Source organism: Dyella sp., assembly GCF_036746095.1.
Taxonomy (GTDB): domain Bacteria; phylum Pseudomonadota; class Gammaproteobacteria; order Xanthomonadales; family Rhodanobacteraceae; genus Dyella_B.
On the sequence record NZ_DAIOEU010000005.1, the window covers coordinates 68,409 to 80,679 of the forward strand.

Annotated in this window: 14 protein-coding genes; 8 read left to right on the forward strand and 6 right to left on the reverse strand. The window is 59.5% G+C overall.

The genetic code is table 11. The features are described from left to right. Positions 1-12: 12 nt before the first annotated feature. The 4 genes from V7M64_RS04025 (at position 13) to V7M64_RS04040 (ending at position 3,527) form a co-directional block, all read left to right on the forward strand. The gene (locus tag V7M64_RS04025) at positions 13-1,335 is read left to right on the forward strand and encodes a PepSY domain-containing protein (RefSeq protein ID WP_333677319.1); all 1,323 of its coding nucleotides are present in this window, start codon (positions 13-15) and stop codon (positions 1,333-1,335) included. Positions 1,336-1,459: 124 nt separating this feature from the next. After that, positions 1,460-2,020, forward strand: a complete 561-nt coding sequence (locus tag V7M64_RS04030; RefSeq protein ID WP_333677194.1) for a hypothetical protein — start codon at positions 1,460-1,462, stop codon at positions 2,018-2,020. Beyond that, positions 2,020-2,568, forward strand: a complete 549-nt coding sequence (locus V7M64_RS04035) for a YbhB/YbcL family Raf kinase inhibitor-like protein (RefSeq protein ID WP_333677195.1) — start codon at positions 2,020-2,022, stop codon at positions 2,566-2,568. The genes V7M64_RS04030 and V7M64_RS04035 overlap by 1 nt, the downstream gene beginning before the upstream one ends. Before the next feature lie 80 nt (positions 2,569-2,648). Continuing rightward, positions 2,649-3,527, forward strand: a complete 879-nt coding sequence (locus V7M64_RS04040; RefSeq protein ID WP_333677196.1) for an AraC family transcriptional regulator — start codon at positions 2,649-2,651, stop codon at positions 3,525-3,527. Positions 3,528-3,629: 102 nt separating this feature from the next. On the opposite strand, the gene V7M64_RS04045 is transcribed toward V7M64_RS04040, so the two are convergent. Both V7M64_RS04045 and V7M64_RS04050 read right to left on the reverse strand, forming a co-directional pair. Continuing rightward, positions 3,630-4,037, reverse strand: a complete 408-nt coding sequence (locus V7M64_RS04045) for a DUF302 domain-containing protein (RefSeq protein ID WP_333677197.1) — start codon at positions 4,035-4,037, stop codon at positions 3,630-3,632. 13 nt (positions 4,038-4,050) lie between these two features. After that, complete coding sequence (locus tag V7M64_RS04050) at positions 4,051-4,707, reverse strand: hypothetical protein (RefSeq protein WP_333677198.1); 657 nt, start codon at positions 4,705-4,707, stop codon at positions 4,051-4,053. Positions 4,708-4,889: 182 nt separating this feature from the next. On the opposite strand from V7M64_RS04050, the gene V7M64_RS04055 reads away from it, so the two are divergent. From V7M64_RS04055 to V7M64_RS04065, 3 genes are all read left to right on the forward strand, one after another. Then, positions 4,890-5,891: an alpha/beta fold hydrolase gene (locus V7M64_RS04055; protein ID WP_333677199.1), complete on the forward strand. Its 1,002-nt coding sequence runs from the start codon at positions 4,890-4,892 to the stop codon at positions 5,889-5,891. Between the two features lie 8 nt (positions 5,892-5,899). Beyond that, positions 5,900-6,559: an antibiotic biosynthesis monooxygenase gene (locus V7M64_RS04060; protein WP_333677200.1), complete on the forward strand. Its 660-nt coding sequence runs from the start codon at positions 5,900-5,902 to the stop codon at positions 6,557-6,559. 151 nt (positions 6,560-6,710) lie between these two features. Then, positions 6,711-8,048 (forward strand): amidohydrolase family protein, encoded by a 1,338-nt coding sequence (locus V7M64_RS04065; RefSeq protein WP_333677201.1) that lies wholly within the window; start codon positions 6,711-6,713, stop codon positions 8,046-8,048. A gap of 68 nt (positions 8,049-8,116) precedes the next feature. On the opposite strand, the gene V7M64_RS04070 is transcribed toward V7M64_RS04065, so the two are convergent. The 4 genes from V7M64_RS04070 to hutU form a co-directional block, all read right to left on the reverse strand. Beyond that, entirely contained in the window at positions 8,117-8,644 is a 528-nt protein-coding gene (locus tag V7M64_RS04070) for a hypothetical protein (RefSeq protein ID WP_333677202.1), read from the reverse strand. 97 nt (positions 8,645-8,741) lie between these two features. Then, a complete protein-coding gene (locus tag V7M64_RS04075) occupies positions 8,742-8,915 on the reverse strand; it encodes a hypothetical protein (RefSeq protein ID WP_333677203.1) in 174 nt (57 codons plus the stop codon). 1 nt (position 8,916) lies between these two features. After that, on the reverse strand, positions 8,917-9,348 hold the full coding sequence (locus tag V7M64_RS04080; protein WP_333677204.1) for a hypothetical protein: 432 nt from the start codon (positions 9,346-9,348) through the stop codon (positions 8,917-8,919). Positions 9,349-9,586: 238 nt separating this feature from the next. Continuing rightward, positions 9,587-11,257 carry a urocanate hydratase gene (hutU, locus tag V7M64_RS04085; RefSeq protein ID WP_333677207.1) on the reverse strand — a complete coding sequence of 557 codons (1,671 nt, stop codon included), beginning with the start codon at positions 11,255-11,257 and terminating at the stop codon, positions 9,587-9,589. Between the two features lie 185 nt (positions 11,258-11,442). On the opposite strand from hutU, the gene V7M64_RS04090 reads away from it, so the two are divergent. Then, on the forward strand, positions 11,443-12,012 hold the full coding sequence (locus V7M64_RS04090) for a hypothetical protein (RefSeq protein ID WP_333677208.1): 570 nt from the start codon (positions 11,443-11,445) through the stop codon (positions 12,010-12,012). Positions 12,013-12,271 lie beyond the last annotated feature (259 nt).

Consider the following 12,271-nt stretch of genomic DNA (forward strand, 5'->3'; position numbering starts at 1 on the left):
GGCGTGCATCGCATGGTCTGGCGCTGGCATTTCTACGCCGGCTTGTTCTGCCTGCCGTTCGTGCTGTGGCTGGCGATTACCGGCATGATCTATCTGTTCAAGCCACAGCTGGAACCCTGGCTGGAACGGCACTATGCGCACGTCACCCACGCCGCGGCGCAACCGCCTTCCGCGCAGGTGGCGGCAGCGTTGCGCGCGGTGCCAGGCTCAGTGCTCAACGCTTATGTGCTGTCCGGATCACCCGAAGCGGCCACGCGTATTTTGCTTGGACGCGGCAGCGAGTTGATTCGCGTGTTCGTCAATCCGTCCACCCTGCAGGTGCTGGACGTGGTGCGCGAGAACGATCGCTTCATGCGTGTGGTGTTTTACCTGCATGGCGAACTGCTGCTGGGCCGCGGCGGTTCGATGCTGGTGGAACTTGCCGCATCGTGGACCATCCTGATGCTGCTCAGCGGCCTGTATCTATGGTGGCCACGCAACGCCCGTCTGGGCGGCGCGCTTTATCCGCGCCTAAGGCACGGACGCCGCGTCTTCTGGCGCGATCTGCATGCGGTGACGGGCTTGTGGATCTCGGTGTTCGCATTGGTCCTGCTGCTATCGGGCCTGCCATGGACCACCACCTGGGGCGGCACGCTGCGTTCGCTGCGCCATATGTTCACTGCAAACGCCGTACAACAAGACTGGACGACCGGCAGCGCGTCGGAGCGTGCACGGATCAGGCAGGAGAACACGACACCCGACGAGCACGCCGGCATGAACATGCCAGGCATGGATATGGCGATAGGCAGCATGTCCATGCCGATCGACTATGCGACGCTCGATCGCCTGGTTCCGATAGCCGCGGCCCAACACTTGGCAGCGCCTGTATTGATTGCGCCACCTTCGCAACGTTCGCCACATTGGACAGCGCGCTCGGATACCGACGATCGCCCACGCCGCAGCGATGTGACGTTCGATGCCGAGACCGGCGCGGTTTTGCAGCGCTCGGCATTTGCCCAAAAGCCATTGCTTGATCGCATCATCGGCTATGGCATCGCCATTCACGAGGGCGTGCTGTTTCCACCGCTCAATCAGATCATGGGAGTGTTCACGGCGCTGGGTTTGATCACGTTGTGCACCAGCGCCGCAGTGATGTGGTGGCGCCGTCGCCCTGCCGGGATTCTAGGTGCCCCGCCGGCGGTCGATCGCCGTTATCCGTATGGATTGATCGGCGCGCTTGTCCTGTTGGCGCTGCTGTTGCCGCTGTTTGGCATATCGATGGTGCTGGTGTGGATGATTGAACGGTATGCGTTGCGGCGATCCGAGCGCGCAAGTGCATTTTTGGGGCTTGCCTGATCCTGCGCATGCCGGACGTGAATCGTAGAGTTGGGTTAGCCAATGACACCCACTTATCTGCTGACAGCAAAATGAAATCGGCGCAAGATACCCACCGCAGACCGCATGCTGCGAGGTGACTACCATGTCCACTTCACACCTTTTCGCCAGCGCATTGATCGCACTGGGAGTCATCAGCACCGCCCAAGCCGCGGACAATACCGCCTTCACCGTGGCGCAACAGAACGGCAGCGGCAAACCCCTCGTCTTCCAAAGCACATCGGTGCTGAAAAAAGGCGACGTGATCAAGATCTACGCTTCCAACGCGCAGCCGGTGCTGATATTGCAGGTGGCCATGTGCAGTGAGGGTTGCCTGCGCCCACGCGTGATCAAGACACTCCCGCTCACGGCTTATTACGCGGGCCAATCGAGCAGCAGCCAGCAGTTCGTGCTGCCGGAAGATGGCCAGGTTTCCTTCTGGGTACAACGTCTCGGCGACCTGCCCAGCACGCCCCTCAATGCCCATAGCGGGCAATGGTCCGTGCAATTCGTCGATCCGTTCCTGCGCTTTGCCAGCCAGGCACCGCCGTACGCGCCGGCGCAACCGATGGCGCCCAGTGCGTTCTCGCTCAACGACAACGCATTACGTGCGCGCTTCTTCCATCACACGTTCGTGACAGTCAGCCTGGCAGATGCGAGCCCGTAATGCATAGACAAGGCCGCAAGCATAGCCTGCATGTTTTCGCCGGGCTGATGCTGCCGATCGGTGCCGCATGCGCCGGGCCATCGCCGGCTTTTTTATCCATCCAAAGCGCCAGCTTTACCGACGGCGGCAGCATGCCGGCCAAGCTCAGCTGTGACGGCGCGAACCTGTCGCCGGACATCCGCCTGCCGAGACCACCCGACGGCACTCGCAGCTTCGCGATCGTGGTGATGGATCCGGATGCGCCGGTCGCGTTCGCGCACTGGCTGGCGTATGACATTCCCGCGGAGACACGCGACCTGCCCGAGGGAGCGTCGACCTCGTCGCACCGGCTCGAACACGCTGTGGAAGGCATCAACGGCTTCGGCCACGCGGGCTACGGCGGCCCCTGCCCGCCCTCGGGCACGACACACCACTACGTGTTTCACGTCTACGCGCTGGATTCCATGCCTGCGCTGCCATCCGGCGCCGATGCACTACAGGTCAACACCGCGATCCAGGGCCACGTGCTTGCGGAAGGACGCATCACCGGCCTGTATACGCGCAGCTGAACCCGGACCGATTCAGCAATTTCTGTCAGGCGCGCTACGCGATCGATGCGTAAACTCTCGGTCGTCAAGGAGATATCGCATTGAACGCACGGCCATCGGATGCCTACCTCGCCCGCTTCCAGAAAGTGCTCGGTTACATCGATGAGCATCTCCATGAAGACCTTACCGTGGCCAGGCTCAGCGACGTGGCGGCTTTCTCAAGGCATCACTTCCTGCGGCAGTTTTCGGACATGTTCGGGATCGGCGTGTACAAGTACATGCAACTGCGCCGGCTGAAACGCGCTTCCTATCAGCTGGCCTTCCGCGGTGATCAACCCGTGATCGAGATCGCGTTGGAAAGCGGTTACGACCATCCCGAATCTTTTTCGCGCGCGTTCAAGAAAAGCGTCGGACAAACGCCCAGCGAATTCCGCCAACAGCCGCAATGGAAGCCTTGGCACGACACCTACGAAATGCTTACCGCGCTAAGGATCCGCCATATGCAAGCCAAAACCGATACTCGCGATGTTCGCATCATGGATTTTCCGGCAACCCGCCTTGCCGTGATGGAACACCGTGGCGATCCGAACCGCATCGGCGATTCGATCCGCTCGTTCATCGCCTGGCGCAAGCAACATCATCTGCATCCCAGCCGGCATGCCACGTTCAATATCTTCTACGACGATCCTTGCCAGGTGGCGCCGGATGACTATCGCATGGATCTCTGCGTCGCCGTGGACCGCGACCTGTCCGGTGTTGGCATCGTGGACAAGTGCATTCCTGCCGGGCGTTGCGCAAGGTTGCGGCATGTGGGCTCGGATGATCATCTGCACGCGTCGATTGCGTATCTTTATTCGGAATGGCTGCCACGAAGCGGCGAGGAGCCGCGCGATTTTCCGCTATTCGTGCAGCGGGTGACGTTCTTTCCCGATGTGCCTGAGCATGAGGCGGCGATGGATATTTTTTTGCCGTTGAAGTGATCTGTTTTGCGAACTCACGTCGACGCCCATTCGAAGCGAGTCGTCATTCCGGCGTAGGTAGGCCGGAATGACGACTCGCTCTGAAATCAACTCAAGGAAAGCTCACATCACCTCAGCCTTCACCCCCAACACAGCCCCCACCAACTCTTCCACCGGCAGAAGATTCGCTTCAAGCGCCTGCGGCAACGCATGCCGTTCGATCAGATACGCGGCGCTATTGATCAGCACCTCCACCCTGCCCGGCTCGCTTTCCACCACCAACGCCTTCAGCGGCAGATCGATACCCGCCGCCGGATTGGCAAGCATCAGCGGCGTACCGGTCTTGGGATTGCCGAACAGGATCAACACCGTAGGCGGCATCGATAATCCGACCGCCATCGCCTCCGCCCGTTGATCAATGCTAGCAAACACCTCGATGCCGTGTTCGGCAAACGCATCATGCAAGCGCCGCACGGTTTCATGGAACGCATGGTGACTATGGAAACGAAGCACGCCAGTGCGACTGCTCATCATGTCCACCTCGTCAATGTTCCGCATGCATGCGCCGTATGCGTACCGTACTTCCGTCCGCATACGTCACCACAAAGGTGGAACCTTCGTGCGTTTGCGTCTTCACCGGTACCGGATCCTGGTCGCGCGCAGCCAATAGCGCTGCCCGGTTATAGGCGGCCAGATCGCCGTTGGGCATCAGCACCATGGGCGGGCTGAACGGCTCGAAGCTGGTGTAGAAATGCTGGTCGTTGCAATCGTTGCAACCCATGGTGGAGGCAAGCGGCAGCCGCTTTACCCAAATCCAGTATTTGTTCTCATGCTTGATCAGGATGCGGTTGGGATCGTTCTGGATTTCCGTGGCCACGCCACCGGGATGCCACACGCGTACCACGCTGGCGCGACTGCAATCGGCCGCGGCGCATTCCTGCACCACCAGGTAATCGTCATCGGCCAGGTATTTCGGCTCGACGCTGAGCACGTCTTCGGCGACCAGCGGTTGCGAAGGAAATACGATGAAGGGCATGCGCGGGTCGACCTTGAAGTCGCCCGAGATGAGATAACCGCCGTGATGCGACGTATAGGCCGGCGCGGTCACCTCGACGGGCGACAAGGTCTTCCGGTCTTGCGCCAGACCAGGCAGGCAAACGACGGCAAGCGCCCAGGCGAGGCGTGCGGCAATGCTTCCCATGCGACCTCCATGCCCCAAAACATGATCAACGGCGCGATCGTACAACCAGGATGGCTGGAATGCATGGCCATCAACGCATGCGCCTTAGCACCCTGCTGTATTCGAACGCTTCGCCGGACGCCGAAATATCCTTCGGCGATCCTGACTAAGTTGGCGGCGTTCCCTCCACGCCGAGTGCCACCATGCTCGCATCGCTCCTCCTCGCACTGGCTTCCTCTACAGGCATGCAAAGCATTCCGGTCAGCACGATCTACATCACGCTGCCGGATGCACCCTCGGAGCATCTGGCACTGCATTGCGCGCGCCCGACGCCCGACGCACACAAGAGCGTGCTGTTCATCCATGGGGCCAGCTTTCCCACCATGCTTGCGGCCGGTTTTACATTCGCGCCGGGCGACTCATGGATCGAATACACGGCGCGCCAGGGCTATGTCGCTTGCGGCCTGGATTTCCTCGGCTTTGGTGATTCCAGCCGTCCGCCGGCGATGTCCAGCCCCGCCAATCAGGCGCCGCCTGTTACCGACGCAAAGGCAGCCGCAAGCGAGATAGCCGTGGCGGTCGACGAACTGCGCAGGCACCAGGGCATCACGTCGATTCACCTTGTGGCGCACTCCTGGGGCACGGTGCCCGCGGCAATGTTTGCGGCAAGCCACCCGCATGCATTGTCTTCGCTGACCTTGTTCGGCCCGATCGTACCTTTGAGCACGCCCTTGCCGCCTGCCACGGATCATCCCGCCTGGTGGACGATCACTGCGCAGCAACGCCTGGAACAATTGCGTTTCAAGGACGTGCTTCCGCCCGGCAAATACCTGCTTGAGACTGCAGTGGACCAACGCTGGGCGCCTGCGTTCGCGGCATCGGTACCGCACGTGCAAGGCGACCCAGCCGATGCATTGCGCATTCCCAATGGCCCGCTCGACGATATCGATAGCGTAACGGCAGGACATTATCCGTATGACGCCAGCAACGTCGCCGTTCCGGTATTCGTGGTCTACGGCAATGACGACGATGTGGTGAACGACGCCGGCGCCGCCCCTTTTCTTGAGAAGTTCACGCACAGCCCACTAAGGTGGCGGTTGCGCATCGATGACGGCACGCATGTCGTGCACCTGGAAAAAAACCGGCACTCGCTGTACGAAAGCGTCAACGCCTTTATCCATGCTGCGGAAGATTCGGCTCAATGATTTCGCCCATGTCCCATCGCTCGCTCTTTGCCGTTGTATTTGAAGTAAAGCCCGATCCTGCACGCAAGGACGAATATTTGCAGATTGCCGCCGGTTTGCGCCCGGTGCTGGAAAAGATACCTGGCTTTCTGGAAAACGAACGGTTCCGTAGCAGTCAACGCGAGGGCTATCTGCTATCCCTGTCGTTGTGGGATAACGAAAAGGCCGTCGTGCATTGGCGTACGCTGGAACCACACCACGCCGCGCAGGTGCGCGGGCGCGAAGGCGTGCTTGAGGACTATCGGATTCGAGTCGGCGAAGTAACGCGCGTCGCCGGCCGCTTTGCAGATCGCTCCGTGAACTGGATGCGGCAGGATCAAACCGAAATCGGGCAAGCCAAGGCATTGACGATCATTGATGGCGCGCTTGCCGAGGGCTCATCGCTGAACCCACTCGCAAGCACCACGCATCCGCAGGCATTGGATAGCGACGTTTTCCAGCACCTCAATACTGCTGAACGCAGTGCCTTTCTTGCCGGCTGGCGTACACAGCAGGATGCGGACAACTTCGCCGAGGCCGCCATTCGGAGCAACGATGCGGGCGCGAATATCTATGCGATTCGTATCGTGCGTGATTACAGTTTGAAGGATCGGCGAGAGGCGCCTACGTATTTTCCAGCAAGTAAGTAGATTGGGATTGCATTCCCGCCTACATGTTCGCCTGCCTCGTCATCACTCGCACGACGACAAGCTGCCGCATGTGCAAAAAGCCCTGCTTATCGCCTTCGGTGTGTTTTTGCTATAAGTGACCGATCCCGCCGACAGACCCTGAGGAACAGCCATGTCGAAGCATCGGTTCCACCGCCTCGCCGCATTGTTCGGCGGCATGTTCATTGCCTGCACCATGGGCGCATCCACGGTATTGGCCGATGCGGTCTCGCCACCAAAGCCCGCCGACCACGCCTGGCTGCTCAAGGCCGACCGCGTTTTCGATGCACGCAGCGAACAGGCCCATGCAGGCTGGGTGGTACTGGTGCAAGGCGACAAGATCGCCGCGGTAGGCCCGGCTTCGGATGTCCATGCCCCACCCGGCACGCAAACCATCGATCTGCCCGGCACCACCCTGCTGCCCGGCCTGATTGACGCGCACTCGCACATCTTCCTGCATCCCTATAACGAAGCCTTGTGGAACGATCAGGTGCTGAAGGAAACGCAGTCCTATCGCACCATCGAAGCCGTCAAGCACGTGCATGACACCCTGATGGCCGGCTTCACCGCGCTGCGCGACCTGGGCACCGAGGGCGCCGGTTATGCCGACGTCGACGTGCAACGCGCCATCAATGAAGGGCTGATTCCCGGACCGCACCTGTTCGTCGCCACGCGCGCCACCATTGCAGCACATTGTTATGGCCCCGGCCCCGAAGGCTTCCGCACCGACCTCAACCTTCCACAAGGCGGCATTCCCGTAGCCGGCGTACCGGCAATGATCGATGCCGTGCGCGACCAGGCCGGCCACGGCGCGGACTGGATCAAGATCTATGCCGACTACGAATGCGGCAAGAGCAAAGGCGCCGTACCCACCTTCAGCGAAGAAGAACTGAAAGCCGGCGTCGACACCGCCCACTCACTCGGCCTGCCCGTCTCCATGCACTCCACCACCGCCGAAGGCATGCGCCGCGCGGTACTCGCCGGCGTCGATACCATCGAACACGGCTACGGCGGCACACCGGAAGTGTTCGCGCTGATGAAACAACACAACGTCGCCTACCTGCCCACGCTCGAAGCCGAAGCCGCCTACGCCGAATACTTCCGCAACTGGAAACCCGGCCAGCCACCCGATGCCGGCATGCAGGAAGCCGCCAACGCTTTCAAAAACGCCATGAAGGCCGGCGTGATGATCGGTTGCGGCAGCGACGTGGGCGTATTCACCCACGGCACCAACTACAAGGAGCTGGAATGGATGGTGCGCGATGGCATGTCACCCGCACGGGTGTTGCTGGCGGCGACGGCGGTGGATGCCAAGATTTTGCGGCAGCAGGACAAGTTCGGGCAGCTGAAGGCGGGATTGGATGCGGACATTATTGCTGTGCAGGGCGATCCCACGGCTGACATCAGTGCGGTTGAGCATGTGCCGTTTGTGATGAAGGGCGGGATGATTTACAAGCAACAACTGCCGTAAATTGCAGCAAAGACCTCAACTTCGTCATTTGCAATAATTTATAATGCCAGGACTCACCCCACCTGCATCTAAAGCCCCATATCTTTCCTTAATGCTCTTTCTGACGTGGTAGGAGCTCGCCGTGGTGTATTTATAATGCCAGGCACCGTTACAGCTCTAAGAAATCGAGTATTTCGAGAATTACGAAGTTTACCGTTGGCGTTAAGCCCTACACCAAACATGAATGTTTCAAGAAACTCAATATCACCCTGCGCCCTAGCCGATGGCCTTGCGAACCTGTCACCAGGGGTACGCTTGGCTAACAGGTAGACTTCAGGCCACCCGCGCCGTGCATTTCCTATTGCTTGATTATAGTGATTGATTTGATGTAATCCCAACACCTCTTTCTTGAAACTTCTTTTTGTCGTAAGACCTATATACCAAGGCAACGCCTTGCTATTTTTTCGAATAACGAAGATATAGCAACCACACGCCTCCGAAAGATTTGACTCTTCGGAATCCACCACTTCCCAGAAATTCTTTTTTTCGCTTGCCGCGCTATTAATTAGTCGATTGTGAAATGGAAGCCGAAATGGCCCATGAACGCTAAATTTCATGACACCCCCCTTTTAAAGATGCAGGCTGAGATTTTTTTCTCCGAGTGTACAACAAGGCCATCCCAGCGCTTTGGCCCCGTACAAAAGCGCTCAAGGATTATGCCTCTTCCTCAAAGCGAGACACAAGAAGATCAACCAATGCCGCATCATTGGCAAGATCAGCGGACTCTTCCTCATCGATATCTTCCGAGTTCAACTGATCTTCTAGCTCTTTCAAAAACCGTCGCAAAGCGACCAGGATGACCTGCTTCTCTTTTATGCCAAGATCCATATCACTTTACCTGTTTTGTCGGCACGGCGAAGGTGGGAACCGCATGAGCGGATATCTGCTGGAGCAACGTGATAAACGTGGATAGCGGCATATCGTGCAGAGGCCTGATGGTGTAGTGAATCTGGCCGGTAGCATGATTGATGCCCGCGTCCCGGCTCACTCTCAAACCCGTGGGAATCTTGGTGCCTTTGGGCAGCTTCCACCATCGATTGCCAAACCTCAGGTTAGGCATGTTGAACGTGGAAATCCCACCAGATGTCGCATCAACGTAATCGACGCCATTCTTCGTATAAATCTTTACATCATGGACTTGGTCCGCTTGGCGGGGCGGCATCGTCCTCGGCTTGTGAAGCTGAGGGCTTGTCATGGTTCCATGCCGATACAAATCAGTCGGCAGCGTCTCGAAATACAGTTCTTCAATTGTCTGTCCCATTTCCGCACTCCTTATTTCGTGAGATTTTACTCGGCATCACACCTGAGTTAATTGGCGCACAACACGCGCATCCACTTGGATGGATAGCCGGGGTCTTTGGACCACTTATCCCCAATCCCCTTGAAGCTCAAAATCGCTCTGCTCCGCTCCACGTTTATACGACAAATCGGCCCTATAAAAAATTACACCCTCAAAAGCGAGGGTGTAACGTCGAAGCGCATATCCTGAAATCGCAATTTCAGAGCATAGGCAGATTGAGCCCCTGCTCCTTCGCACACTGCACGGCAATCTCATACCCCGCATCCGCATGCCGCATCACGCCGGTACCCGGATCATTCCACAGCACCCGCGCAATACGTTTGTCAGCCGCTTCGGTACCGTCGCACACAATCACCACGCCGCTGTGCTGGCTGTACCCCATGCCCACGCCGCCACCATGGTGGAAGCTCACCCACGTAGCGCCGCCAGCCGTGTTGAGCAACGCATTGAGCAGCGGCCAATCGGAAACGGCATCGCTGCCATCCTTCATCGCTTCGGTTTCGCGGTTGGGGCTGGCGACGGAGCCGGAATCCAGGTGATCGCGGCCAATCACAATCGGCGCTTTCAACTCACCCTTGCGCACCATCTCATTGAATGCCAAGCCAAGCTTGTGGCGCTGCCCCAAACCCACCCAGCAAATGCGCGCGGGCAGGCCCTGGAAGCTGATGCGCTGCTCGGCCATGTCCAGCCAGTTGTGCAGGTGCGGATCGTCGGGAATCAGTTCCTTCACCTTGGCATCGGTCTTCATGATGTCTTCCGGATCGCCGGAGAGCGCCACCCAGCGGAACGGACCGACGCCGCGACAGAACAGCGGACGCACGAACGCGGGCACAAAGCCGGGGAAATCGAAGGCGTTGGTGCAGCCTTCGTCTTTGGCCATCTGGCGAATGTTGTTGCCGTAGTCGAAAGTCGGCACACCTTGCGCGTGGAACGCGAGCATCGCTTCCACGTGTTTTTTCATGGCCTGTTTGGCGGCCTTGGCGGTGCTGGCGGGATCGCTCTTGCGGCGTTCGAACCACTGCTCCACCGTCCAGCCTTGCGGCAGGTAGCCGTTGACCGGGTCGTGCGCGCTGGTCTGGTCGGTGACGGCATCGGGTTTCACGCCGCGGCGCACGAGTTCGGGGAGCACGTCGGCGGCGTTGCCGAGCAAGGCGATGGATTTGGCTTCGCCGGCCTTGGTGTATTTCTCGATGCGCGCAAGTGCATCGTCCAGATCGGTGGCTTGTTCGTCGACGTAACGCGTCTTCAGGCGAAAATCGATGCGGCTTTGCTGGCATTCGATATTCAAACTGCACGCACCGGCCAGCGATGCGGCCAGCGGCTGCGCGCCGCCCATGCCGCCAAGGCCCGCGGTAAGAATCCACTTGCCCTTGAGGCTGCCGTTGTAGTGCTGGCGGCCCATTTCCACGAAGGTTTCGTAGGTGCCCTGCACGATGCCTTGCGAGCCGATGTAGATCCACGAACCGGCCGTCATCTGGCCATACATCATCAGGCCCTTCTTATCCAGTTCGTTGAAATGCTCCCAGTTCGACCACGCCGGCACCAGGTTGGAATTGGCGATCAGCACGCGCGGCGCATCGGGATGGGTGGGAAACACGCCGACCGGTTTGCCGGATTGCACCAGCAGGGTTTCGTTGTCGTTGAGGTCGCGCAGGGCGCGCAGGATGGCGTCGAAGCATTCCCAGTTGCGCGCGGCACGGCCGATGCCGCCGTAGACCACCAGTTCCGCCGGGTTTTCCGCCACCGCCGGATCCAGGTTGTTCTGGATCATGCGGTACGGGGCTTCGGTGAGCCAGCTCTTGCAGGTAAGCGCCGTGCCATGCGGAGCGCGGATGGTACGGGTGGTGTCGATGCGGGTGGGGGCGTTCATCGGGGAATGTCCTGCGACTGCCAAGGGAAAGCAGCCATTATGGGCGCCGCGTTTCGGGGGCGCCAACTGCGCTGCGGCAAAAACGGGGCACGCTGAGCCGCAACGCCAATTGACAGGCTTTTCACAGGCGCCCAGACTCGCTTGCGGAATTCCGGATGGCCTGTTCAACCGTAGCGGGAGGCCCTATGAGTGCACGACGCTCGCTGTACCGGTTCGCCCCTGTCGCCGCTGCCCTGCTCGTTGCCACGAGCGCCGGATGGGCAGCCGACGCACACACGCCGACGGATGCCCAACTGATCGCCAGTGCCATGCGCGCAGCGCCGCCAGGCGTTGCAAATGGCGCCACCATCATCGCCATGAATGCCGACGGCACGATGCGCACGCTACGCCAAGGCACCAACGGCTATACGTGCATGCCGGACAATCCGGCCACGCCCGGGCCCGATCCGATGTGCATGGACAAGCATGCGTTGGAGTGGGCGCAAGCCTGGATGGCGCACAAGCCGCCGCCGACAGGCCAGATCGGCGTGATGTACATGCTCGAAGGCGGCACGGATGCCAGCAATACCGATCCTTACGCGCGAAAACCGTTGCCGAACAATCATTGGATCAAAACCGGTCCGCATTTCATGATCGTGGGCGCGGATGCCAGCTTTTACGACGGGTATCCGAAGAACGCCGATCCCGATACATCGGCGCCGTACGTCATGTGGGCAGGCACGCCCTATCAGCATTTGATGGCCCCGGTGAAATAACCGGCACTTTGAAAACGGCTGGCCCGGCAGTTCGATAGTGACGTACGCGACGCATGTGCCGCGTACCTGCAAACAAGCACTTGGTGCCTGAGGGAGCGCGCGCATACCAGACATGTAACCCATGGCTTTTCATCGACGAAGGTATCGACGCGAGTTGAAGGATCGATCGCATCCTTCCGTTATCCACGATCTCTTATCAGCCAGGACACGATTCCATGCATGCGCCACCCCCTCTTTCCAGTCGCGGTGCTGTTCTACG

Coding starts and splice junctions, on each gene's coding strand:
- V7M64_RS04055 (WP_333677199.1), top strand. CDS start 4,890: ATGCTCGCATCGCTCCTCCTCGCACTGGCTTCCTCTACAGGCATGCAA.
- V7M64_RS04025 (WP_333677319.1), top strand. CDS start 13: ATGGTCTGGCGCTGGCATTTCTACGCCGGCTTGTTCTGCCTGCCGTTC.
- V7M64_RS04090 (WP_333677208.1), top strand. CDS start 11,443: ATGAGTGCACGACGCTCGCTGTACCGGTTCGCCCCTGTCGCCGCTGCC.
- V7M64_RS04045 (WP_333677197.1), bottom strand. CDS start 4,037: ATGAGCAGTCGCACTGGCGTGCTTCGTTTCCATAGTCACCATGCGTTC.
- V7M64_RS04060 (WP_333677200.1), top strand. CDS start 5,900: ATGTCCCATCGCTCGCTCTTTGCCGTTGTATTTGAAGTAAAGCCCGAT.
- V7M64_RS04050 (WP_333677198.1), bottom strand. CDS start 4,707: ATGGGAAGCATTGCCGCACGCCTCGCCTGGGCGCTTGCCGTCGTTTGC.
- V7M64_RS04080 (WP_333677204.1), bottom strand. CDS start 9,348: ATGGGACAGACAATTGAAGAACTGTATTTCGAGACGCTGCCGACTGAT.
- V7M64_RS04065 (WP_333677201.1), top strand. CDS start 6,711: ATGTCGAAGCATCGGTTCCACCGCCTCGCCGCATTGTTCGGCGGCATG.
- V7M64_RS04035 (WP_333677195.1), top strand. CDS start 2,020: ATGCATAGACAAGGCCGCAAGCATAGCCTGCATGTTTTCGCCGGGCTG.
- V7M64_RS04075 (WP_333677203.1), bottom strand. CDS start 8,915: ATGGATCTTGGCATAAAAGAGAAGCAGGTCATCCTGGTCGCTTTGCGA.
- V7M64_RS04070 (WP_333677202.1), bottom strand. CDS start 8,644: ATGAAATTTAGCGTTCATGGGCCATTTCGGCTTCCATTTCACAATCGA.
- V7M64_RS04030 (WP_333677194.1), top strand. CDS start 1,460: ATGTCCACTTCACACCTTTTCGCCAGCGCATTGATCGCACTGGGAGTC.
- hutU (WP_333677207.1), bottom strand. CDS start 11,257: ATGAACGCCCCCACCCGCATCGACACCACCCGTACCATCCGCGCTCCG.